Annotated in this window: 21 protein-coding genes; 9 read left to right on the plus strand and 12 right to left on the minus strand. The window is 61.4% G+C overall.

Annotated elements, in window-relative coordinates; genetic code table 11:
* Positions 1 to 5: 5 nt before the first annotated feature.
* From CAG02_RS28880 to CAG02_RS28890, 3 genes are all read left to right on the plus strand, one after another.
* Entirely contained in the window at positions 6 to 2,168 is a 2,163-nt protein-coding gene (locus CAG02_RS28880) for a xanthine dehydrogenase family protein molybdopterin-binding subunit (RefSeq protein WP_085708607.1), read from the plus strand.
* 1 nt (position 2,169) lies between these two features.
* Positions 2,170 to 2,748 carry a hypothetical protein gene (locus CAG02_RS28885; RefSeq protein WP_085708606.1) on the plus strand — a complete coding sequence of 193 codons (579 nt, stop codon included), beginning with the start codon at positions 2,170 to 2,172 and terminating at the stop codon, positions 2,746 to 2,748.
* A gap of 62 nt (positions 2,749 to 2,810) precedes the next feature.
* Entirely contained in the window at positions 2,811 to 3,776 is a 966-nt protein-coding gene (locus CAG02_RS28890; RefSeq protein WP_085708605.1) for a diguanylate cyclase, read from the plus strand.
* Between the two features lie 94 nt (positions 3,777 to 3,870).
* Here the strand turns inward: CAG02_RS28890 and CAG02_RS28895 are convergent, their stop codons facing one another.
* The 9 genes from CAG02_RS28895 to gloB form a co-directional block, all read right to left on the minus strand.
* Complete coding sequence (locus CAG02_RS28895) at positions 3,871 to 4,296, minus strand: VOC family protein (protein WP_085708604.1); 426 nt, start codon at positions 4,294 to 4,296, stop codon at positions 3,871 to 3,873.
* 223 nt (positions 4,297 to 4,519) lie between these two features.
* A complete protein-coding gene (gene fabI / locus CAG02_RS28900; RefSeq protein WP_085708603.1) occupies positions 4,520 to 5,314 on the minus strand; it encodes an enoyl-ACP reductase FabI in 795 nt (264 codons plus the stop codon).
* Between the two features lie 19 nt (positions 5,315 to 5,333).
* Positions 5,334 to 6,944 (minus strand): ABC transporter ATP-binding protein, encoded by a 1,611-nt coding sequence (locus tag CAG02_RS28905; RefSeq protein WP_085708602.1) that lies wholly within the window; start codon positions 6,942 to 6,944, stop codon positions 5,334 to 5,336.
* Position 6,945: 1 nt separating this feature from the next.
* Positions 6,946 to 7,965: an ABC transporter permease gene (locus CAG02_RS28910; protein ID WP_085708601.1), complete on the minus strand. Its 1,020-nt coding sequence runs from the start codon at positions 7,963 to 7,965 to the stop codon at positions 6,946 to 6,948.
* Between the two features lies 1 nt (position 7,966).
* Positions 7,967 to 9,040 (minus strand): microcin C ABC transporter permease YejB, encoded by a 1,074-nt coding sequence (locus CAG02_RS28915; RefSeq protein ID WP_085708600.1) that lies wholly within the window; start codon positions 9,038 to 9,040, stop codon positions 7,967 to 7,969.
* A gap of 4 nt (positions 9,041 to 9,044) precedes the next feature.
* Positions 9,045 to 10,886: an extracellular solute-binding protein gene (locus CAG02_RS28920; protein WP_085708599.1), complete on the minus strand. Its 1,842-nt coding sequence runs from the start codon at positions 10,884 to 10,886 to the stop codon at positions 9,045 to 9,047.
* Entirely contained in the window at positions 10,883 to 12,715 is a 1,833-nt protein-coding gene (locus tag CAG02_RS28925; RefSeq protein ID WP_085708598.1) for an extracellular solute-binding protein, read from the minus strand. The genes CAG02_RS28920 and CAG02_RS28925 overlap by 4 nt, the downstream gene beginning before the upstream one ends.
* 165 nt (positions 12,716 to 12,880) lie before the next feature.
* On the minus strand, positions 12,881 to 14,347 hold the full coding sequence (locus CAG02_RS28930) for a transglycosylase SLT domain-containing protein (RefSeq protein ID WP_085708597.1): 1,467 nt from the start codon (positions 14,345 to 14,347) through the stop codon (positions 12,881 to 12,883).
* 99 nt (positions 14,348 to 14,446) lie between these two features.
* Positions 14,447 to 15,214 carry a hydroxyacylglutathione hydrolase gene (gene gloB, locus CAG02_RS28935; RefSeq protein ID WP_085708742.1) on the minus strand — a complete coding sequence of 256 codons (768 nt, stop codon included), beginning with the start codon at positions 15,212 to 15,214 and terminating at the stop codon, positions 14,447 to 14,449.
* Positions 15,215 to 15,279: 65 nt separating this feature from the next.
* On the opposite strand from gloB, the gene CAG02_RS28940 reads away from it, so the two are divergent.
* Together CAG02_RS28940 and rnhA are read left to right on the plus strand one after the other, a co-directional pair.
* Complete coding sequence (locus CAG02_RS28940; protein ID WP_085708596.1) at positions 15,280 to 16,038, plus strand: methyltransferase domain-containing protein; 759 nt, start codon at positions 15,280 to 15,282, stop codon at positions 16,036 to 16,038.
* 90 nt (positions 16,039 to 16,128) lie between these two features.
* Positions 16,129 to 16,590, plus strand: coding sequence for a ribonuclease HI (gene rnhA, locus CAG02_RS28945; protein ID WP_039770807.1), 462 nt, complete (start codon positions 16,129 to 16,131; stop codon positions 16,588 to 16,590).
* Here the strand turns inward: rnhA and CAG02_RS28950 are convergent, their stop codons facing one another.
* The gene (locus tag CAG02_RS28950; protein ID WP_085708595.1) at positions 16,591 to 16,896 is read right to left on the minus strand and encodes a DUF2388 domain-containing protein; all 306 of its coding nucleotides are present in this window, start codon (positions 16,894 to 16,896) and stop codon (positions 16,591 to 16,593) included. It lies immediately after the preceding gene.
* A 189-nt stretch (positions 16,897 to 17,085) separates the two neighbouring features.
* On the opposite strand from CAG02_RS28950, the gene dnaQ reads away from it, so the two are divergent.
* The 3 genes from dnaQ to CAG02_RS28965 all read left to right on the plus strand — a co-directional run bounded on the left by dnaQ (position 17,086) and on the right by CAG02_RS28965 (position 20,883).
* Positions 17,086 to 17,844 carry a DNA polymerase III subunit epsilon gene (gene dnaQ, locus CAG02_RS28955; protein WP_085708594.1) on the plus strand — a complete coding sequence of 253 codons (759 nt, stop codon included), beginning with the start codon at positions 17,086 to 17,088 and terminating at the stop codon, positions 17,842 to 17,844.
* Positions 17,845 to 17,998: 154 nt separating this feature from the next.
* Positions 17,999 to 20,254, plus strand: coding sequence for an Orn/Lys/Arg decarboxylase N-terminal domain-containing protein (locus tag CAG02_RS28960; RefSeq protein ID WP_085708593.1), 2,256 nt, complete (start codon positions 17,999 to 18,001; stop codon positions 20,252 to 20,254).
* A 14-nt stretch (positions 20,255 to 20,268) separates the two neighbouring features.
* Positions 20,269 to 20,883: a GNAT family N-acetyltransferase gene (locus CAG02_RS28965; protein ID WP_085708592.1), complete on the plus strand. Its 615-nt coding sequence runs from the start codon at positions 20,269 to 20,271 to the stop codon at positions 20,881 to 20,883.
* Here CAG02_RS28965 and CAG02_RS28970 read toward each other — a convergent pair.
* Both CAG02_RS28970 and CAG02_RS28975 read right to left on the minus strand, forming a co-directional pair.
* Complete coding sequence (locus CAG02_RS28970; protein ID WP_085708591.1) at positions 20,849 to 21,742, minus strand: LysR family transcriptional regulator; 894 nt, start codon at positions 21,740 to 21,742, stop codon at positions 20,849 to 20,851. The genes CAG02_RS28965 and CAG02_RS28970 overlap by 35 nt on opposite strands.
* 85 nt (positions 21,743 to 21,827) lie before the next feature.
* Positions 21,828 to 22,064, minus strand: a complete 237-nt coding sequence (locus CAG02_RS28975) for a hypothetical protein (protein WP_085708590.1) — start codon at positions 22,062 to 22,064, stop codon at positions 21,828 to 21,830.
* A gap of 186 nt (positions 22,065 to 22,250) precedes the next feature.
* Here CAG02_RS28975 and CAG02_RS28980 point away from each other — a divergent pair, with 186 nt between their 5' ends.
* Complete coding sequence (locus CAG02_RS28980) at positions 22,251 to 22,808, plus strand: NADPH-dependent FMN reductase (protein WP_085708589.1); 558 nt, start codon at positions 22,251 to 22,253, stop codon at positions 22,806 to 22,808.
* Positions 22,809 to 22,963: the final 155 nt, after the last annotated feature.

The raw sequence follows: 22,963 nt of genomic DNA on the forward strand, positions 1-22,963 counted from the left end.
GAGCGATGAACAGTCCTGTATCCCGTCGCGGATTTCTCAAGGGCAGTGCCGTGCTTGGCGGTGGTCTCGTCGTGGCGTTCGTGGTGCCCGGCGGCAACCGCTTTGCCACGGCAGCGGAAAATGAAGGCAAGGCCTTTGCACCGAACGCGTTTCTGCGGATTGCGCCGGACAACAGCGTCACGGTGCTGCTGGGCCATTCGGAAATGGGCCAGGGCATCTGGACCGGCCTGACCATGCTGATTGCAGAAGAGCTGGACGCCGACTGGTCGAAAATCCGCGTCGAGCACTCGCCGGCCTCGGCTGCCGACTACGGCATGCCGGCGTTTGGCGGGATGCAGATCACCGGCGGTTCGACTTCGACCTGGATGGAGTTCGACCGTTACCGGCTCGCAGGTGCCACGGCTCGGCAGATGTTGATCGAGGCAGCCGCCAAGCGTTTCAACGTGGCGCCGTCGACGATCCGCACCGAATCCGGCGTGGTAATTGCCGGTGACAATCGCGCCACCTACGGCGAACTGGCGGACGCCGCCGGACAACTGCCGGTGCCGGATCCGAAGTCGATCACCTTTAAAGAAGCCAAGGACTGGAAAGTCATCGGCAAACCCACCAAACGCCTCGATACCCCGGAGAAAATCACCGGCCGCGCCAAGTTCGGTATGGACGTGCAATTCGACGGGTTGATGACCGCCATGGTCGCCCGGGCTCCGGTGTTTGGCGCCAGCGTCAAATCCTTTGAAGGCGCGCAGGCGCTGGCCGTTCCCGGCGTGCGCAAGGTGGTGCAGGTGCCGACCGGCGTGGCGGTGATTGCCGATCATTACTGGGCGGCGAAGCTCGGTCGTGATGCATTGAAAGTCGATTGGGATCTGGGGCCGCATGCGGATCTGAGCAGCGAAAAGCTGCTGGAGAGTTTTCGCAAACTCGCCGCCACACCGGGCATTTCCGCCAGTCAGGCCGGGGATGCCAAGGGCAGCTTCGGCAAAGCGGCGAAGAAAATCGATGTCGAGTACAGCGTGCCTTATCTGGCTCATGCGCCGATGGAACCGCTTAATTGCACGGTGAAAATCACCGCCGACAAGTGCGAGATCTGGACCGGTACGCAATTTCAGACGCTGGACCAAATGATCGCCGGCAAGATCACCGGGCTGAAACCGGAGCAGGTGGAAATCCACACCGAATTCCTCGGCGGCGGCTTTGGCCGGCGGGCCAACCCGACGTCGGACTTTGTTGCCGAAGCGGTGCAGGTGGCGAAGGCTGCCGCGATGCCGGTGAAAACCGTGTGGTCGCGGGAGGATGACATTCGCGGCGGCTACTACCGCTCGATGTTCCTGCATCAGGCGCGGATCGGTCTTGGCGCCGACGGCATGCCGCAAGCGTGGCAACACGTGCTGGTCGGGCAGTCGATCATGGCCGGCACCATGCTGGAAAAAACCATGGTCAAGAACGGCGTCGATCAGACCTCGGTCGAGGGCGTGGCGGACAGTCCCTACATCCAGGGGCTGGCGGATCATCAGGTCGATCTGCATTCGCCGGCCACCGGGATCAACGTGCTGTGGCTACGCTCGGTGGGCCACAGCCATACGGCGTTCGTCATGGAGTCGTTGATCGATGAGATGGCCACGGCGGCGGGCAAGGACCCGGTGGAATACCGACGAACCTTGCTCAAGGATCACGCCCGGCATCTCGGCGTGTTGAATCTGGCGGCGGAGAAGGCCAACTGGAAAGCGCCGCTGCCGGACGGTCATGCGCTGGGTGTGGCGGTGCACGAGTCATTTGGCAGCTATGTGGCGCAAGTTGCTGAAGTGTCTCAGGACAACCTGAAGATCCGCGTGCACCGGGTGGTCTGTGCGGTGGATTGCGGGATTGCGGTCAACCCGCAGAGCATCGCGGCGCAGATGGAGTCGTGCATCACTTTCGGCCTGGGCATGGCGCTGCACAGCAAGCTGACGCTCAAGGACGGTCAGGTCGTGCAGTCCAACTATCACGACTATCAAGTGTTGCGGCTGAACGAGATGCCGGTGGTCGAGGTGCATATCGTGCCGAGCACCGACAAACCCGGCGGTATCGGCGAGGCCGGCGTGCCGCCAACGGCGCCGGCGGTGGCCAACGCGGTGTTTGCCCTGACCGGGCAGCGCCTGCGGGAACTGCCGCTGCAACTGTCGGGGGTGTGAGATGAAACGACATCTGTTGTTGGGCACGGTGATTCTGCTCGGTCTGGGCGGTTACGCTTCGGACCTGTTCGCTGACGATCAGGAAGCCCTGAAGGCCTTTGGCACGGTGCAGAAAGTGTTCCAGAGCCCGCGTTGCCAGAACTGCCACATTCCCGGGGATTCGCCGTTGCAGTTCGACGCCGGTACGCCACACGCGATGAACGTGGTGCGCGGCATGGACGGCAAGGGCGCCGCCGGTTTGCCTTGCGCCACCTGCCACGTCGAGAGCAATCCGCCAGCCAGTTACGGCCCCCACGCACCACCCGGCGCACCGCACTGGAGCCTGCCGCCGGCCTCGCACAAGATGGCCTGGATCGGCCTGCCGCCGGATCGCCTGTGCGCGATGATCAAGGACCGCAGCAGCAACGGCGACCGGGACTTCGCCGCGCTGATCAAGCACGTCAGCGAGGACAAACTGGTGCTCTGGGGCTGGAACCCCGGAGCGGGGCGGCAACCGGTGCCGGTGCCCCACGACATCTTCGTCAGTCAGTTCAAGCTGTGGGCGGATGCCGGAGGGCCATGCCCGGTGGCCGGCGGATGAGCATTTGAGTCATCGCCGAATCGGTCTACGCTAAAGACCACTGATGACAATGGAGTGTACTGATGCTGGTTCCAGGCAAACCCGCCAATGAGGCGGCTCGGGTTCAGGCGCTGTATGGATTGAACCTCCTCGATACTGCCCCCGAAGAACGCTTCGACCGCCTGACCCGTCTGGCCAGGCGCCTGTTCAATGTACCGATTGCCCTGGTCACGCTGGTGGACAAGGATCGGCAGTGGTTCAAGTCCTGCGTGGGCCTGGACGCTACGGAAACCCCGCGGGACGTCTCGTTCTGCGGCCACGCGATCCTCAACGATGAATTGCTGCTGGTGCCCGATGCCCGCGAGGACGTGCGTTTTCACGATAATCCGTTGGTGACCGGCGATCCGAATATCCGCTTCTACGCCGGTTACCCGCTGACCGTGCCCAGCGGCAACAAGATGGGCACCTTGTGCCTGATCGACACCAAACCCCGGGAACTCGACGACGAAGAGCGCGATTTGCTGCGTGATCTGGCCGGCATGGCCGAGCAGGAACTGATGGCCGTGCAGATGGCGAGCATGGACGAGCTGACGCTGCTGTCCAACCGCCGGGGCTTCAAGATGCTGGCCCAGCATGCGCTGGACGCCTGCGCACGGATGGACAAACCGGCGACGCTGCTGTTTTTCGACCTCAATGATTTCAAGCAGATCAACGATCTTTATGGGCATGCCGAGGGCGACAGTGCGCTCAAGACCTTCGCCGATGTGTTGCGCATAGCGTTTCGCGAGAGCGACGTGGTCGGGCGCTTGGGTGGCGATGAGTTCGTTGCGCTGCTGACCGGCTCCAGCCACATTGAAACCACAGCGATCATGGCGCGGCTCAAGGAAATCCTCGAGGAGCGCAATGCCACGTTGCACCGGGGGTATGCGATTCGCTTCAGTGTCGGGCAGATCGAATACGACCCGCGACGGCACGAAACCGTGGACAAGCTGCTGGCGGATGCGGATGGGGCGATGTATGCCCATAAGCAGGCCTTGAAGCGCTGTTAGGGCTGGGCTCATCGCGAGCAAGCTCGCTCCCACAGGAGGCGTATTTCAAAAGGTGGGAGCGAGCTTGCTCGCGAAGGCGTCTGTACAGGCGCTGCTATTTGGCAAACAACTGCCCGATATCCTTGAACGCCTTGAACTCCAGGGCATTGCCGCAAGGGTCAAACAAAAACATCGTCGCCTGCTCACCCACCTGACCCTGAAAACGAATCCCCGGCTCGATCACAAACCGCGTGCCCAGCGATTTCAGGCGCTCGGCCAGGGCGTGCCATTCCTCCATTCCCAGCACCACACCAAAATGCGGCACCGGCACGTCATGCCCGTCCACGGCATTGGTATGGGCCGCTTCCTGCGAGGCGTTTTTCGGCGCCAGGTGAATCACCAGTTGATGACCAAAGAAATTGAAATCGACCCAGTGATCGCTGGAGCGACCTTCCTCAAGGCCAAACACTTCACGGTAAAAATGCCGGGCGGCGGCGAGGTCGTATACGGGAATGGCCAGATGGAAAGGGCTGAGCTGCATGGGAAGGCCTCGATCAACGGTTGAGTGACCTGAGTCTAGCGCTGTGCTTTTCAATTGTGGGAGCGAGCCTGCTCGCGATGACGGTATCAGGCGCACCGGGGGCGTGGATTGATACATCGCTATTCGCCAGCAGGCTGGCTCCCACTGGAAAAAGGAATGCTGACGAAATCGCTGCCGATAAAAAGCCCGCCAATCGGCGGGCTTTTTATCGGCAGCGCGAAGATTACTCTTCGATGTTGCCCATGGCGGTGGTGTTGAAGCCGCCGTCCACGTAGGTGATTTCACCGCTGATGCCGGACGCCAGGTCCGAGCACAGGAAGGCGCCGACGTTGCCGACTTCTTCGATGGTGACGTTGCGACGCAGCGGGGTCTGCGCTTCGTTGGCGGCCAGCATCTTGCGGAAGCTCTTGATGCCGGAAGCGGCCAGGGTGCGGATCGGGCCGGCCGATACGCAGTTGACGCGGGTGCCTTCCGGGCCCAGGGAGCCGGCCAGGTAACGTACGCCGGCTTCCAGCGAAGCCTTGGCCATGCCCATGACGTTGTAGTTCGGCATGGTGCGCTCGGCGCCCAGGTAGGACAGGGTCAACAGGCTGCCGTTGCGGCCTTTCATCATTTCGCGACCGGCCTTGGCCAGAGCGACGAAGCTGTAGGCGCTGATGTCGTGGGAGATGCGGTAGCCTTCACGGGTGGTGACTTCGGTGAAGTCGCCGTCCAGCTGGTCGCCCGGTGCGAAGCCTACGGAGTGCACGATGCAGTCCAGGCCGTCCCACTTCTTGCTCAGTTCTTCGAAGACCTTGGCGATTTCCGCATCGCTGGCCACGTCGCACGGGAAGCACAGCTCAGGGCTCGAACCCCAGCCCTGTGCGAACTCTTCGACGCGACCTTTCAGTTTTTCGTTCTGATAAGTGAAGGCAAGCTCAGCGCCCTCGCGATGCATGGCGGCAGCGATGCCGGATGCGATGGACAGCTTGCTGGCGACACCGACGATCAGTACGCGCTTACCGGCGAGAAAACCCATGTGTTGCTCCTCTTTCAGGTTATTGCGCAGTGGCTGGTGCCAGAAAAGCGGCTTCCAGCAACTGCTGTGTATACGGATGTTGGGGGGCGGCAAAAATACTTTGCGCGTCCCCCTGTTCGACCACTTGGCCATGCTTGACCACCATCAGCTGGTGGCTCAGCGCTTTCACAACAGCCAGGTCATGGCTGATGAACAAATACGTCAGGTTGTACTTGGCTTGCAGTGAACGCAACAGCTCCACCACTTGCCGCTGCACCGTCCGGTCGAGGGCCGAAGTCGGCTCGTCCAGCAGGATCAGCGCCGGTTTGAGCACCAAAGCCCGGGCAATGGCGATACGCTGCCGCTGCCCACCGGAAAATTCGTGGGGGTAGCGGTGCCGGGTTTCCGGATCCAGACCTACCTCCTTCAATGCCGCAATAATCGCCGCTTCCTGCTCGGCGGCGGTGCCCATCTTGTGAATCCGCAAGCCTTCGCCAACGATGTCGCTCACGCACATCCGCGGGCTCAGGCTGCCGAACGGGTCCTGGAACACCACCTGCATCTCCCGACGCAACGGGCGAACCTCGTTCTGCGTCAGGCAGTCTAGCTGCTTGCCTTCAAAACGGATTGCGCCTTTGCTGCCGATGAGCCGCAAAATCGCCAGGCCCAGGGTGGATTTGCCGGAACCGCTTTCCCCCACGATCCCCAGGGTCTGACCCTGAGGCAGGCTGAAGTTGATGCCGTCCACTGCCTTGACGTGATCCACCGTGCGTTTGAGCAGGCCCTTCTTGATCGGGAACCAGACTTTCAAGTCCTCGACCTGCAACAGCGGCGCGCCGATTTTATTGCTCGCCGGGCCTCCGCTGGGCTCCGCCGCCAGCAGCTCCCGAGTGTACGGATGCTGCGGAGAACGGAACAGCTCTGCGCACGATGCCTGTTCGACGATGCAACCGCGCTGCATGACACATACGCGATGCGCAATTCTTCGCACCAGGTTCAAATCGTGACTGATCAGTAGCAGCGCCATGCCCAATCGAGCCTGCAATTCCTTGAGCAGGTCGAGGATTTTCAGCTGAACGGTCACGTCCAGCGCGGTGGTCGGCTCGTCGGCGATCAGCAGTTCCGGCTCGTTGGCCAGGGCCATGGCGATCATCACCCGCTGGCGCTGGCCGCCGGACAATTCGTGGGGCAGGGCCTTGAGGCGTTTGTGCGGCTCGGGGATGCCGACCATTTCCAGCAGCTCCAGCGTGCGCTTGGTCGCGACCTTGCCGGTCAGGCCCTTGTGGATGCCGAGGATCTCGTTGATCTGCTTTTCGATGGAGTGCAGCGGATTAAGCGAGGTCATCGGTTCCTGAAAGATCATCGCGATCCGGTTGCCACGGATGTGACGGATGGTCTTTTCGCTCAGTTCCAGCAGGTTCTGCCCGGAATAAGTGATGCTGCCGGCCGGATGGCGGGCCAGCGGGTAGGGCAGCAGGCGCAGGATCGAGTGCGCAGTCACCGACTTGCCCGAGCCCGATTCGCCCACCAGCGCCAGAGTCTCGCCCCGCTTGATGTCGAAGCTGATGCCTTCGACCACCCGGTGCGCGCGATCGCCCGTGCCGAACTCGACGGCGAGGTCGCGGATTTCGATCAGATTGTCCTGATTCATTTCACTTCCTCGGGTCGAAGGCATCGCGAGCGGACTCGCCGATAAACACCAGCAGGCTCAGCATCAGCGCCAGCACCGCAAACGCGCTCATGCCCAGCCACGGCGCCTGCAGGTTGGATTTGCCCTGAGCCACCAGTTCACCCAGCGACGGACTGCCGGCTGGCAAGCCGAAACCAAGGAAATCCAGCGCGGTGAGGGTGCCGATGGCGCCGGTCAGGATGAACGGCATGAAGGTCATGGTCGAGACCATGGCATTGGGCAGAATGTGGCGGAACATGATCGCGCCGTTCTGCATCCCCAGCGCCCGGGCCGCACGCACGTATTCGAGGTTGCGCCCGCGCAGGAACTCGGCGCGCACCACGTCCACCAGGCTCATCCACGAGAACAGCAGCATGATCCCCAGCAGCCACCAGAAATTCGGCTGGACGAAACTGGCGAGAATGATCAGCAGGTACAGCACCGGCAAACCCGACCAGATCTCCAGAAAGCGCTGGCCAGCCAGGTCGACCCAGCCGCCATAGAAACCCTGCAAGGCCCCGGCAATTACGCCGATGATCGAGCTGAGCACGGTCAGGGTCAGGGCGAACAGCACGGAAATACGGAAGCCGTAGATCACCCGCGCCAGCACATCGCGGCCCTGATCGTCGGTGCCCAGCAGGTTCACCGTCGAGGGCGGGGCAGGGGCAGGGACTTTCAGGTCGTAGTTGATGCTCTGGTAGCTGAATGGAATCGGCGCCCACAGCACCCAGGCGTCCTTGGCCTTGAGCAGTTCCTGGATGTACGGGCTCTTGTAGTTGGCTTCCAGCGGGAATTCGCCGCCGAAGGTGGTTTCCGGATAGCGCTTGATCGCCGGGAAGTACCAGTTGTTGTCGTAGTGCACCACCAGCGGCTTGTCGTTGGCGATCAGTTCGGCGCCGAGGCTCAGGCCGAACAGGATCAAAAACAGCCACAGCGACCACCAGCCACGCTTGTTGGCCTTGAACAGTTCGAAGCGCCGGCGGTTGAGCGGGGACAGGTTCATCTCAATGCTCCCGGCTGGCGAAGTCGATGCGTGGATCGACCAGGGTGTAGGTGAGGTCGCCGATCAGTTTCACCACCAGCCCCAGCAGGGTGAAGATGAACAGGGTGCCGAACACCACCGGGTAATCGCGGTTGATCGCCGCTTCAAAACTCATCAGGCCGAGGCCGTCGAGGGAGAAGATCACCTCCACCAGCAACGAGCCGGTGAAGAAAATGCCGATGAACGCAGACGGGAATCCGGCGATCACCAGCAGCATCGCGTTGCGGAATACATGGCCGTAGAGCACGCGATGGCGGGTCAGGCCCTTGGCTTTGGCGGTCACCACGTATTGTTTGTTGATCTCGTCGAGGAAGCTGTTTTTGGTCAGCAGAGTCATGGTCGCGAAGTTGCCGATCACCAGCGCCGTCACCGGCAGCGCCAGGTGCCAGAAGTAGTCGAGGACCTTGCCGCCCAGGCTCAGCTCATCGAAGTTGTTCGAGGTCAGGCCGCGTAGCGGGAACCAGTCCAGATAACTGCCGCCGGCAAACACCACGATTAGCAGGATGGCGAACAGGAACGCGGGGATCGCATAACCGACGATGATTGCCGAACTGGTCCAGACGTCGAAGTGACTGCCGTGCCGCGTGGCCTTGGCGATCCCCAGCGGGATCGACACCAGGTACATGATCAGCGTGCTCCACAGCCCGAGGGAGATCGATACCGGCATCTTTTCCTTGATCAGGTCGATGACCTTGGCGTCGCGGAAAAAGCTGTCACCGAAATCCAGCCGCGCGTAGTTCTTGACCATGATCCACAGCCGTTCCGGCGCCGACTTGTCGAAACCGTACATGTGCTCGATTTCCTTGATCAGTGCCGGGTCCAGGCCTTGCGCGCCGCGATAGGCGGAGCCGGCCACCGACACTTCGGCACCGCCGCCGGCGATGCGGCTGGTGGCGCCTTCGAAGCCTTCGAGCTTGGCGATCATCTGCTCCACCGGCCCGCCGGGCGCGGCCTGGATGATCACGAAGTTGATCAGCAGAATGCCGAACAGGGTCGGGATGATCAGCAACAGTCGCCGAAAAATATACGCCAGCATCTGATTACTCCGTGCCCACAGGGTCGGCTTGCAGTTGGGTTTGCACTTCTACCGCAGGTTTCGTGTCGGGCTTGACCCACCAGGTATTAATGCCGATGTCGTACTTGGGGGAGACTTTCGGATGGCCGATGTGGTTCCAGTAAGCTACGCGCCAGGTCTTGATGTGCCAGTTGGGGATCACGTAGTAACCCCATTGCAGCACGCGATCGAGGGCGCGAGCGTGGGCCACCAGGCTTTTGCGCGAGTCGGCGTTGATCAGGCTCTCGACCAGTTGATCGACGATCGGGTCTTTCAGGCCCATGGAGTTGCGGCTGCTCGGCTTGTCGGCGGCGGCGCTCATCCAGAACTCCCGTTGTTCGTTACCCGGTGAGTTGGATTGCGGGAAACTGCCGACGATCATGTCGAAATCCCGCGAGCGCACACGGTTGACGTATTGCGAGACGTCGACGCGGCGGATCACCAGATCGATACCCAGGTCGGCAAGGTTACGCTTGAACGGCAGCAGCACCCGCTCGAATTCGGTCTGGGCCAGCAGGAACTCGATGACCACCGGTTTGCCGGTGGTGTCGACCATCTTGTCGTCGACGATCTTCCAGCCGGCCTCTTGCAGCAGTTGATAGGCTTCGCGTTGCTGCAGGCGGATCATGCCGCTGGCATCGGTCTTGGGGTTTTCGAAGGCTTCGCTGAACACCTGCGCCGGGAGCTGGCGACGGAACGGGTCGAGGATTGCCAGTTGATCGGCGTCCGGCAGGCCGGTGGCGGCCATTTCCGAGTTTTCGAAATAACTGCGGGTGCGCACGTAGGCGCTGTTGAACAGTTGCTTGTTGGTCCATTCGAAGTCGAGCAACAGACCCAGCGCCTGACGCACACGAACGTCCTGGAACACCGGACGGCGCAGGTTGAAGACGAAACCCTGCATGCCGGTCGGGTTGCCGTTGGGGATCAGTTCCTTGACCAGTCGGCCCTCGGTGACCGCGGGGATGTTGTACGCGTTGGCCCAGTTCTTCGCGGTCATTTCCAGCCAGTAGTCGAACTGGCCGGCCTTCAGCGCTTCCAGGGCGACGGTGTTGTCGCGGTAGTAGTCGGTGGTCATCACATCGAAATTGTAGAAGCCGCGATTGACCGGCAGGTCCTTGCCCCAGTAATCCTTGACCCGCTCGTATCGTACCGAGCGCCCGGCCTTCACTTCGGCGACCTTGTACGGGCCGCTGCCCAGCGGGATTTCCAGATTGCCCTTGTTGAAATCGCGACTGGCCCACCAGTGTTTCGGCAGCACCGGCAACTGGCCGAGGATCAGCGGCAGCTCGCGATTGTTGTTGTGCTTGAACTTGAACAGCACCGTGAGCGGATCTTCGGCGACGGCTTCTTCGACGTCGCTGTAGTAACCGCGAAACATCGGCGAGCCTTCTTTCGTCAGGGTCTCGAAGCTGAACACCACGTCTTCGGCACGCACCGGGTGACCGTCGTGGAAACGCGCTTCGGGGCGCAGATAGAAGCGCACCCAGCTGTTGTCCGGGGCCTTTTCGATCTTGCCGGCGATCAGGCCGTATTCGGTGAAGGGTTCGTCGAGGCTGTGCCGGGTCAGGGTGTCGTAGATCTGCCCGACGTCATCGGCCGGCACGCCTTTGCTGATGAACGGGTTGAGGCTGTCGAAGCCGCCGAAACCGGCCTGACGGAAAACCCCGCCCTTGGGTGCATTGGGGTCGACGTAATCGAAATGCTTGAAGTCGGCGGGGTATTTCGGCGGCTCGTTGTACAGGGTCACGGCGTGTTGCGGGGCGGCGCAGGCCAGCCCGGCGAACAACAGGCCGCAAGCCTGCACGAGCAGGGTGCGAACGGCGTTCATTGACCTTTCTCCGAAGATTTCAGCCACCACGCGCTCAGGCCCAGGGTGTAGGGCGGCGTGGTGACAAAGGCGAACCGGTTGCGGTACGCCAGACGGTGATAATTGAGGTACCAGTTGGGAATGCTGTAGTGCTGCCAGAGCAGCACGCGGTCAAGCGCCTTGCCGGCGGCGACCTGTTCATCGCGGGTGCGGGCGGCGAGCAATTGCTCAAGCAGATGATCGACCACCGGGTTGGCGATGCCCGCGTAATTCTTGCTGCCCTTGACCCCGACCTGGCTCGAGTGGAAATACTGCCACTGTTCCAGCCCCGGGCTGAGGGTCTGGTTGAGGGTCATGAGGATCATGTCGAAGTCGAACTGATCCAGGCGCTGCTTGTATTGCGCGCGATCCACCGTGCGCAACCGCGCGTCGATGCCGATGCTGTTGAGGTTCTCGATGTACGGCTGGAGGATCCGCTCAAGGTTCGGATTGACCAGCAGCAGTTCGAAGCTCAGTGGTTGCCCGGCGGCGTTCTGCAGGCGTTGGCCATTGAGCTTCCAGCCGGCCTCGGCCAGCAGCGCGAGGGCCTTGCGCATGGTTTCCCGGGGAATGCCTCGTCCGTCGGTCTGTGGCAGCGTGAACGGCTCGGTGAACAGCCGGGCCGGCAGTTGATCCTTGTAGGGCTTGAGCATCAGCCATTCGTGGCCGACTGGCAGACCGCTAGCGCTGAATTCGCTGTTCGGGTAGTAACTGGTGGTGCGCTGGTAGGCATCGCTGAACAGCGCGCGGTTGGTCCACTCGAAGTCGAACATCAGGCCCAGGGCTTCGCGGGTCTTGACGTCCGAGAAGGTGGCTCGCCGGGTGTTCATGAACAGGCCCTGGCTCTGGGTCGGGATCTGGTGCGGAATCTGCGCCTTGATCACGTCGCCACGACGGACCGCCGGGAAGTTGTAGCCATTGGCCCAGTTCTTCGCCTGATGCTCGATATAGATGTCGAACTCGCCGGCCTTGAACGCTTCGAAGGCCACGTCGCTGTCGCGATAGAACTCGACTTCCATGCGATCGAAGTTGTATTTGCCGCGATTGACCGGCAAGTCCTTGCCCCAATAATCCTTGACCCGTTCGAAAATCAGCTGCCGCCCGGGTGTCACCGAAGTGATGCGATAAGGCCCGCTGCCCAATGGCGGCTCGAAGGTGGTGGCCTTGAAGTCGCGGCCCTTCCAGTAATGCTGGGGCAGCACCGGCAACTCGCCCAGGCGCAGGATCAGCAGCGGATTGCCCGAGCGCTTCATGATGAAGCGGATGCGCTGCGGGTTGAGGATGTCGACCCTCGACACTTCTTGAAGCGCCGTGCGGTACAGCGGATGACCTTCCTTGAGCAGCGTCCGATAGGAGAACGCCACGTCATAGGCGGTAATCGGCGTGCCGTCGTGAAAGCGCGCTTCCGGGCGCAGGTTGAACACCACCCAGCTGCGGTCCTCGCTGTATTCCACCGATTGCGCGATCAGGCCATAGCTGGAGGCCGGCTCGTCGCCGGACGGTGAATACTGACCGGTGCCGACCATCAGCGGCTCGTTCAACTCGTTGATGCCGTACTGCAGGAAATTCGGGGTGGTGACCGGGCTGGTGCCCTTGAAGGTGTAGGGATTGAGCGTATCGAAAGTGCCGAACGCCATCACCCGCAATGTGCCGCCCTTGGGCGCTTGCGGGTTGACCCAGTCGAAGTGGGTAAATCTGGCCGGGTACTTGAGCATGCCGAACTGCGCATAACCGTGACTCTCGGTGATCGTCGCGCTAGCGGGGGAGCTCAAGGCCAGGCTGATCAGGAGCAGGAGGAGGGGACGCTTCAAGTCAGATCCGATCCAGGCGGCTTGGGCTTTGTGGGCCGTACAGTAACAGCTTGTATGGACAGGAAAAAGACAGGGGCTTAATGCGCGGTTAATTGCGGCAGTGGCCTGCATTGCCAGCAAAAAATGACAGGCAAAAAAAAGCCCCTGAAATTCAGGGGCTCTTTGTCAGTGCGGCTGGTAGACCGTAAGCATCTGCCCAGGCTTGAGTGCCTTGCCGGCACCCGGGTTCCAGCGCTTGAGATGCTGCATCTCGACGTTGAAACGCTTGGCAACAACATACAGCGTGTCGCCGCGCTGGACCTTGTACTGGGTCTGCTGCTTGCTGTCGTCCTTGGCTTTGCTCTTGCTGTTGGCCGCGATCACGGTGTTGATGCGCCCGCCGGACTTGCCGGCCGGGGTGCGTTTGCTGGTGTCCTGCATGACCAGGGTCTGGCCGACCTTGAGGTTCTTGCCGGTCAGCTTGTTCCAGCGTTGCAGGTCCTTGACGTCGACCTTGTTGGCCTTGGCGATGGAGCCGAGGTTGTCGCCGCGCTTGACCCGGTACGCACGCTTGAGCTTCGCGACTTCGGTCGGGTCGGCGCCTTCGAAGACCGGCTTCAGCGAACGAGGGCTGATCAGCTCTTCAGGACGCATGGTCTGCAGGCTGGCGGTCAGCAGCTGGGCCTTCGACGTCGGCACCAGCAGGTGTTGCGGGCCGTCGATGGTGGTGCGCTGCTTGAACGCCGGGTTGAGCTGGAACAGCTCGTCTTCGTCGATGTTGGCCACGGCGGCGACCTTGGACAGGTCCATGCGCTGGTTGATTTCGACGACCTGGAAGTAAGGTTCGTTGGCGATCGGGTTGAGGTTGACCCCGTAGGCTTCCGGCGAGAGCACCACTTGCGACAGCGCCAGCAGTTTCGGCACATAGGCCTGGGTTTCCGCCGGCAGCGGCAGGTTCCAGTAGTCGGTTGGCAGGCCGAGCTTCTCGTTGCGTTCGATGGCGCGGCTGACCGTGCCTTCGCCGGCATTGTAGGCCGCCAGGGCCAGCAGCCAGTCACCGTTGAACATGTCGTGCAGGCGGGTCAGGTAGTCCATCGCTGCCGTGGTCGAGGCGGTGATGTCGCGACGGCCATCGTAGAAACGGGTCTGGCGCAGGTTGTAGTAACGCCCGGTGGACGGGATGAATTGCCAGAGCCCCACCGCGTCGGCCCGGGAATAGGCCATCGGGTTGTAGGCACTTTCAATCACTGGCAGCAGGGCCAGCTCCAACGGCATGTTGCGTTCTTCGAGGCGCTCGACGATGTAATGAATGTAGAGGCTGCCGCGCTCGCCGGCGTTCTCGAGAAAGGAAGGGTTACTGGCGAACCACAGGCGCTGTTGCTCGATGCGCGGGTTTACGCCCAGGCCTTCCTGAAGCTGAAAACCACCGCGCATGCGTTCCCAGATGTCTTGGGGCACCTGCGGGCTGGGCTTCTCGGACAACCAGATCGGCTTCTGCTTGGCTCGCGCAGCAATGTTCGGCGTATGGGTCGCTTCAGTCTGCGGAGCATGGCTGGAACAGCCCGCCAGCGTGGCGGACACAGCCACCGCGATGGCTTGCGCCAGGCGGGTCAATGCGTCTGAATTGACGGACTTACGTATGGATGACGACATTGGCTGGAAGTAAGTTCCGGGCAAAAATGTCGGGCGATTCTAGAAAGCGCACCCCCTGCGGTCAACCATTCAGCGTTTTTGTACCAAGTGGTGAACGGCTTAGAACTTATCTTTCCAAGCCCGCAGAGCCGCAAAAACCTCACTCGGCGCCCGGTTTTGAGCGCCATTCCGTTCGTCCACTTTTTGTGTAACTAATGTTTCACTGGTACGCAGAAACGGGTTTGTGAGCTTTTCCAGGGCAATGGTCGAGGGCAGGGTCATGACCCCGTTTTGCCGTTGCTGGCTGACTTTTTCCAGACGGGCGGCAATGTCCGGGTTGCCCGGCTCCACCGCAGCGGCGAATTTCAGGTTGCTCAGGGTGTATTCGTGGGTGCAGTAGACCAGCGTGTCTTCCGGCAGGGCCGCCAGACGACCGAGGGAGTGGTGCATCTGCTCCGGCGTACCCTCGAACAACCGGCCGCAACCGGCGGCGAACAGGGTGTCGCCGCAGAACAGCAGGCCGTGATGGTAATAGGCGATGTGCCCCAGGGTGTGACCGGGAACGGCGTAGACCTCGAAGTCCCAGCCGAGCACGCGCACCTTGTCGTTGTCCTTGAGCGCGACGTCGCGTCCCGGAATGCTTTCGCTGGCCGGACCATAGACAGTCGCGCCCGTAGCTTTTTTAAGCGTCTCGACACCGCCGACATGATCATGGTGATGGTGAGTGATCAGAATATCGCCCAGCACCCAGCCCGGATGCGCGGCAAGCCACGCCTGCACGGGGGCGGCATCTCCCGGATCGACCACGGCGCAACGCTGGGTGGCATGATCCTGTAACAACCAGATGTAGTTGTCGGTGAAGGCGGGCAGGGCACTGATCTGTATCATCTTCGGATTCGCCAAGCGGGTAACATTGGCGCATCTTAGAGGTTCCTGGCGTGTTGGAGAATGCAATGATTGATAAAGCGTTCGCTCAGGCCGATCCTGACTGGCTTGCCCTGATCGGGGCGGCCCGTGAATGGCTGTCCGGTCCCCTCGGGCAATTTTTGCTGGACGAAGAGCGGCGCATGCTCGAAGACGAGCTTGGCCGGTTCTTCGGCGGCTATCTGGTGCATTACGGGCCTTCTGCGGAAACACCGCCGTCGGCGCCGCAGGTGCAGCGCAACGTGCGGCTCGGTGCGCCATTGCCCGGTGTCGAGATCGTCTGCGAAGAGCAGGCCTGGCCGTTGAGTGAACACGCCGCCGACGTGGTGGTGTTGCAGCACGGTCTGGATTTCTGCCTGTCGCCCCACGGCCTGCTGCGTGAAGCGGCCAGCAGTGTGCGCCCCGGCGGGCATCTGTTGATTGTCGGCATCAATCCCTGGAGTACCTGGGGCCTGCGCCATGTGTTCGCCCATGACGCATTGCACCAGGCGCGCTGCATCTCGCCGTCGCGGGTCGCCGACTGGCTCAACCTGCTGGGCTTTGCGCTGGAGAAACGCCGCTTCGGGTGCTATCGTCCGCCGCTCGCGTCACCCAAGTGGCAGGCCCGTCTGGCCGGCTGGGAACGCAAGGCCGGCGACTGGCAACTGGCGGGCGGCGGCTTCTATCTGCTGGTCGCACGCAAGATCGTGGTGGGCCTGCGTCCGGTGCGCCAGGAGCGCCGCGAACCGATGGGCAAGCTGATTCCGTTGCCGATGGCCAAGGTCAATCGGCGCCGCATCGAACCGTAAACCTTCTTTTATTGTGGCCGGGTCTGTCCCGGCCCGGGCCGTTGTCGATCCGTGATCGGCGAGGCCAGGCATTTTTCTGGATAGATTGGCATGAGCGAAAGCGTCGATAGCGTAGAACTGTTCACTGACGGCGCCTGCAAGGGCAACCCCGGCCCGGGCGGCTGGGGCGCCTTGCTGGTGTGCAAGGGCGTCGAAAAGGAACTGTGGGGCGGCGAAGCCAATACCACCAACAACCGCATGGAGCTGCTCGGCGCGATTCGCGGCCTCGAAGCCCTCAAGCGTCCTTGCGAAGTGTTGCTGGTGACCGACTCGCAGTACGTGATGAAAGGCATCAACGAGTGGATGGCCAACTGGAAGAAACGCGGCTGGAAAACCGCCGCCAAAGAGCCGGTCAAGAACGCCGACCTGTGGAAAGAGCTGGACGAGCAGGTCAACCGCCACAAGGTCACCTGGAAATGGGTTCGCGGCCACATCGGCCACCACGGCAACGAACGGGCCGACCAGTTGGCCAACCGTGGCGTGGATGAAGTGCGCGGCTACAAGCAGGACTGATCAGAGCATCAGAATGGCCGTGGCCAGTTGCTGGTCGGTCGCGGACAGTTCCGGCAACAGGCTGCGAATCCGCTTGAGCGCCGCTTCCATTTGCGCGCCACGAATGTCTCCGTCGCTGGCAACGAAGGCCGCCGCATCGTCCTTGGCGGCCAGCACGAGCTTGTCGTCCTTGAACGACCCGCTGGTGCCTTTGCTGGAGCTGAGCGTCAGGCTCAGGGTGATGTCGGTGCTGATGACGAAACTGGTGGCGTGCGCTTCGGCCATCAGCAGGCAGGCGCCAACCAATAAAACATATGCAGTCTTCATGACGTGCTCAAATCCACTGGGAAACAGGCCGCGCACGCTAACAAGCCGGTTTGCCCCAGACTTTATGAACATTGCTAATGATTGTTAAAAACTGCATGAGTGCCGATCAAGCGGCGGTGCGCGACTCCCGCCACCAGCGTGTTAACATCGCCGCTTTTGCACGATTGACCCGTTGAGAGCTGAACACTGATGGCCACCAGATCCGTTGTACTCGATACCGAAACCACCGGCATGCCGGTGACCGATGGTCACCGGATCATTGAAATCGGTTGCGTCGAGCTGATCGGTCGACGCCTGACGGGGCGGCACTTTCACGTCTACCTGCAACCGGACCGCGAAAGTGACGAAGGCGCGATCGGTGTCCACGGCATCACCAACGAATTCCTGGTCGGCAAGCCGCGTTTCGCCGAAGTGGCCGATGAGTTCTTCGAGTTCATCAACGGCGCACAGCTGATCATCCATAACGCGGCGTTCGACGTTGGCTTCATCAACAACGAATTCGCCCTGATGGGTCAGCAGGATCGCGCGGACATCACGCAGCACTGTACGATCCTCGACACCCTGATGATGGCCCGGGAACGTCACCCGGGTCAGCGCAACAGCCTCGATGCCTTGTGCAAACGCTACGGCGTCGACAACTCAGGCCGTGAGCTGCACGGCGCTTTGCTCGACTCGGAGATTCTCGCCGACGTCTACCTGACCATGACCGGTGGCCAGACCAGCCTGTCGCTGGCCGGTAACGCCTCCGACGGTAATGGCACGGGCGAGGGCGCGGACAACTCCGCCACTGAAATCCGCCGTCTGCCGGCGGATCGCAAGCCGGGGCGGATCATTCGCGCCACCGAAGCGGAACTGGCCGAGCATCAGGTGCGCCTGGAGATCATTGCCAAATCCGCTGGCGCACCGGCGCTGTGGACGCAGTTGCTGGAAGCCGAAGCCCAGGCTTGAAGATAAAAGGATCGTCCGAAGGCGCAGGCCGCGTTCGGACGATCTTTTGTTTTTGGCAGTACTGACAACTGGCCACCCTCGCCACATCCGCTCCGACCCTCTACCCTGAGGACATTGGCAGATCACTCTCCGCCGCCTCAGGACACTGAGCCCCATGTACAAAGATCTGAAGTTCCCGGTGTTGATCGTCCACCGCGACATCAAGGCCGACACGGTTGCCGGCGAACGCATTCGCGGCATTGCCCGAGAGCTTGAGCAGGAAGGTTTCAGCATCGTTTCGGCCACGGACTACACCGAGGGCCGGCTGGTGGCGTCGACCCACCATGGTCTGGCGTGCATGTTGATTGCCGCCGAAGACGCCAGCACCAATTCCCATTTGTTACAGAACATGGCCGAACTGATCGGCCTGGCCCGGGTGCGGGCGCCGGATCTGCCGATCTTCGCCCTCGGCGAGCAGGTCACCCTGGAAAACGCCCCGGCCGATGCCATGGCCGAACTGAATCAGTTGCGCGGCATTCTTTACCTGTTTGAAGACACCGTACCGTTTCTGGCTCGGCAGGTTGCACGGGCGGCGCGCAAGTATCTGGACGGGCTGCTGCCGCCGTTCTTCAAAGCCTTGGTGCAGCACACCGCTGACTCCAACTATTCCTGGCACACCCCGGGGCATGGCGGTGGGGTGGCTTATCACAAGAGTCCGGTGGGGCAGGCGTTTCACCAGTTCTTCGGCGAAAACACCCTGCGTTCGGATTTGTCGGTGTCGGTGCCGGAGCTGGGTTCGCTGCTCGATCACACTGGCCCGTTGGCCGAGGCAGAAGCAAGGGCTGCGCGCAATTTCGGCGCCGATCACACCTTTTTCGTGATCAATGGCACCTCGACCGCCAACAAGATCGTCTGGCATTCCATGGTCGGGCGCGATGATCTGGTGCTGGTGGATCGCAACTGCCACAAGTCGGTGTTGCACGCGATCATCATGACCGGGGCCATTCCGCTGTACCTGTGCCCGGAGCGTAACGAGCTGGGGATCATCGGCCCGATTCCGTTGAGTGAATTCAGCCGCGAATCGATCCAGGCCAAGATCGATGCAAGCCCGCTGACCAAGGGCCGGGAGCCGAAGGTCAAACTCGCGGTGGTTACCAACTCCACTTACGACGGCCTCTGCTACAACGCCGAACTGATCAAGCAGAGCCTGGGCAACAGCGTCGAAGTCCTGCATTTCGACGAAGCCTGGTACGCCTACGCGGCGTTTCACGAATTCTTTGCCGGCCGTTACGGCATGGCCACCTCGCGCAGCGCCGACAGCCCGCTGGTGTTCACCACCCATTCCACCCACAAACTGCTGGCGGCGTTCAGTCAGGCTTCGATGATTCACGTACAGGACGGCGGCGCGCGGCAGCTGGATCGCGATCGTTTCAACGAAGCATTCATGATGCATATCTCGACGTCGCCGCAGTACAGCATCATCGCTTCGCTGGACGTGGCCTCGGCCATGATGGAAGGCCCGGCCGGGCGTTCGCTGTTGCAGGAAACCTTCGATGAAGCCCTGAGCTTTCGCCGGGCGCTGGCCAATCTGCGGCAACACATCGACGCCAATGACTGGTGGTTTTCGATCTGGCAGCCGCCGGGTGTCGAGGGCATCGATCGGGTGCAGACCGAAGACTGGCTGCTGAAGCCCGAGGCGGACTGGCACGGTTTCGGCGAGGTCAGCGACGACTACGTGCTGCTCGATCCGATCAAGGTCACTCTGGTGATGCCCGGCCTGACCGCTGGTGGAGCGCTGAGCGATAAGGGCATCCCGGCGGCGGTGGTCAGTCGTTTCCTCTGGGAGCGCGGACTGGTAGTGGAGAAAACCGGGCTGTATTCGTTTCTGGTGCTGTTCTCCATGGGCATCACCAAGGGTAAATGGAGCACGCTGCTGACCGAGCTTTTGGAGTTCAAGCGCAGCTACGACGCCAACGTCAGTCTCGACACCTGCCTGAAGTGCGTCGCCCAGGAAGATCCGGCGCGCTATCGCGGCATGGGCCTGCGCGACCTGTGCGATCAGCTCCACGCCTGCTATCGCAGCAACGCCACCGCCAGGCACCTCAAACGCATGTACACCGTGCTGCCGGAAATCGCCATGAAACCGGCCCACGCCTACGATCAACTGGTGCGCGGCGAAGTCGAGGCGGTGCCGATCGATGAGCTGGAGGGGCGTGTCGCGGCGGTGATGCTGGTGCCGTATCCGCCGGGGATTCCGCTGATCATGCCCGGCGAACGCTTCACCGAATCCACCCGGTCGATCATCGATTACCTGAAATTTGCCCGCACGTTCGATGCGAGCTTTCCGGGTTTCGTGGTCGATGTGCACGGACTGCAACACGAAGACGAGGGCAATGGACGGCAATACACCGTCGATTGCGTCAAGGAATGAGGGCGTTTCCCAGTATGCAACCGGTCATGAATCCAAAATACCCCGGGCTGTCGGTGCGCGTTGCCGACGACGGCTTTGCCGCTTATATCTGGGGCAGCGATTTCAGCTTCGAGGTCGCCGCCTATGGCGCCGCCGAAATCGGCAAACCCGTCGCGCAGTGGGGCGTGACGCCGATCGTGCCGTACCGCAAGTGCTACGGCATTGATCCCGAGGAATTCAGCAGTTTTCGCGATGCCGCCGACAGTGCGATTTTCATGGCGTATCTGGAAGACCAGCCGGTAGGGCATCTGGTGATCAGCACCAACTGGAACGGTTTCGCCCATATCGATGAGCTGGCGGTGCATGCGCCGGCACGCCGCCATGGTGTGGCAAAGGCGTTGCTCGATGTTGCGCAGTTCTGGAGCCGCAAGAAAAAACTGCCGGGGATCATGCTCGAGACCCAGAACAACAACCTCGGCGCCTGCCGCTTGTATGAGCGTTGCGGTTATGTGATCGGTGGCATCGACCATCTGCGTTATCGCGGCATTGATCCGAACACCGCCGAGGTGGCGTTGTTCTGGTATCGATTGTTCGATAATCCGCTGGAAAACCCGATCAGCTCGCCAGCATCGCCTCGGCTTGTTCCGTAACGATGCCGAGCAATGTCTGGACTGCCGATGTCGGCGGCGCGTGCTTGAAGGTCAGAGCATAGAGGCTGACCGGCACCGCCGGTGACAACGGGCAAGTGTCGATTCCACTGGCCCGGGCACCCAGCGCGGTGAACGGGTCGACGATGGCCAGACCTTCGCCGGCCTCGACCATGCTGCGCATCATCTGATGGGTCTGCACCCGGGTGTGGATGCTCGGTGCCGGGCGCAGTGCCTGGAGTTTGTGCTCCAGCGCCGGACTCAACGGGTCCTGGCCTTCGAGGCCGACCATCGCCTGACCGGCCAGGTCCTGCAGCGAAATGTACTTCTGCTTCGGTTGCAGCCAGCCGTGAGGCGCGAGCAATTGCAGCTTGCCTTGGGCCAGCGGCTGGCAATGGATATCGGGATGCTCGGGATCGTGCAGGCTCAGGCCCAGATCGCTCTCGCGCAGCAACAGACTGCGAACGATGTGACGGGTGGGTTCACTGAGCAGCGTGCAGGGCACGTCCGGCAGGCGTCGGCGCAAGGCGGCGAGGCTTTGCGGCAACAATTGCTGGGCCAGCGGCGGGGTGCCGATGATTCGAAGGGGCGGGGCGAGGTATTGCTTGAGGCTGCTGGCCAGCCGTTGTACCGGCTCCAGCGCATCATAGATGTGGGCGATTTCGACTTGCAGCGCGCGGGCTTCGGCCGTGGCCTGAAGCCGTCCTCGCACGCTGGCGAACAGCATGAAACCCAACTGACTCTCGGCTTCACGCAGTCGCTCCTCGACATCGCCCGCCGGCAGTTGCAGCCATTCGGCGGCGGTGCCCACGTGACCCGTCTGTAAAAGCGCCTGTATCACCTCGATATGACGTAAACGCATGCGTGAAGTCCATGTCCGGCCGTTGGGGTCAGTGGCTGAATCCTACCCCAACTCGGCGCGGATGACTTCTGCTCATAACAATCGGTTATGAAGCGACAGTCGGCTCGGGTTCGCGAATCAACGTGATGCCCGACTGAACCAGCAGGAATTCGTTGTCGTCGATTTTATTGACCCGATCACCAATCGCCAGTTTGTAGGTGGTAACAGGCTCCATGCCGGTGAAACCGTCTGCCGACGGGTTGGATTCCTGGAACTCATGCACGGAATAAACGCGGCCTTCCGCATCTCTTGCATGGAACTGACCGACGAGTACTGCTGCCATCTGCTTAGAACCTCTGGAGATAAAACGCTTGATTTGCGGCTTGGTAGACCGCCATCGAGCTTGGTAAGTTTTCCTACAGGAAAAAAATAATCCGGACGCGGGAAAAATCCCTCGTCGTCTGGTGGAATCGTCGCTGGATCATCTATAACTACAGGCTCCTCCCACGGACAGTCGAGAGTCTTCCCCATGAGCAATGTCTATAACGTCGCGGTAGTGGTCGGCAGCCTGCGTAAAGCATCGATCAATCGCAAGGTCGCGCTGGCGCTGGCGGAACTGGCACCGGCCAACCTCAAGCTGAACATTGTGGAAATTGGCGATCTGCCACTCTATAACGAAGACATCGACGGCGATTCACCGCCGGCAGCCTACAGCACTTTTCGGCAAAAAGTGGGCTCATCCGACGCGGTGCTGTTTGTCACCCCGGAGTACAACCGTTCGGTGCCGGCACCCTTGAAGAACGCAATTGACGTCGGCTCGCGGCCTTATGGCAAGAGTGTCTGGGGTGGCAAACCGGGGGCGGTGATCAGCGTTTCGCCGGGTGCCATCGGCGGTTTTGGCGCCAACCAGCATTTGCGCCAGTCCTTCGTTTTCCTCAACGTGCCGTGCATGCAGCAGCCGGAGGCCTACCTGGGCGGCGCCGGTACGGCGTTCGATGAGTCGGGCAAGCTGAACGAGTCGGTCAAGCCGTTCCTGCAGAGTTTCATCAATGCCTATGGCGAGTGGGTGGCGCAGCACAAGAAGTGAACCACTGATTTTTCTGACAAGATATCGACCCTGTGGGAGCGAGCTTGCTCGCGATGGCGGTGTATCAGCTGACACATCAGTTGAATGACACATTGCAATCGCGAGCAAGCTCGCTCCCACAGGTTTTTTCGTGTGGTTTGATTTCCCCCAAACAT

The organism is Pseudomonas sp. R43(2017) (genome assembly GCF_002112345.1).
GTDB lineage: Bacteria > Pseudomonadota > Gammaproteobacteria > Pseudomonadales > Pseudomonadaceae > Aquipseudomonas > Aquipseudomonas kribbensis.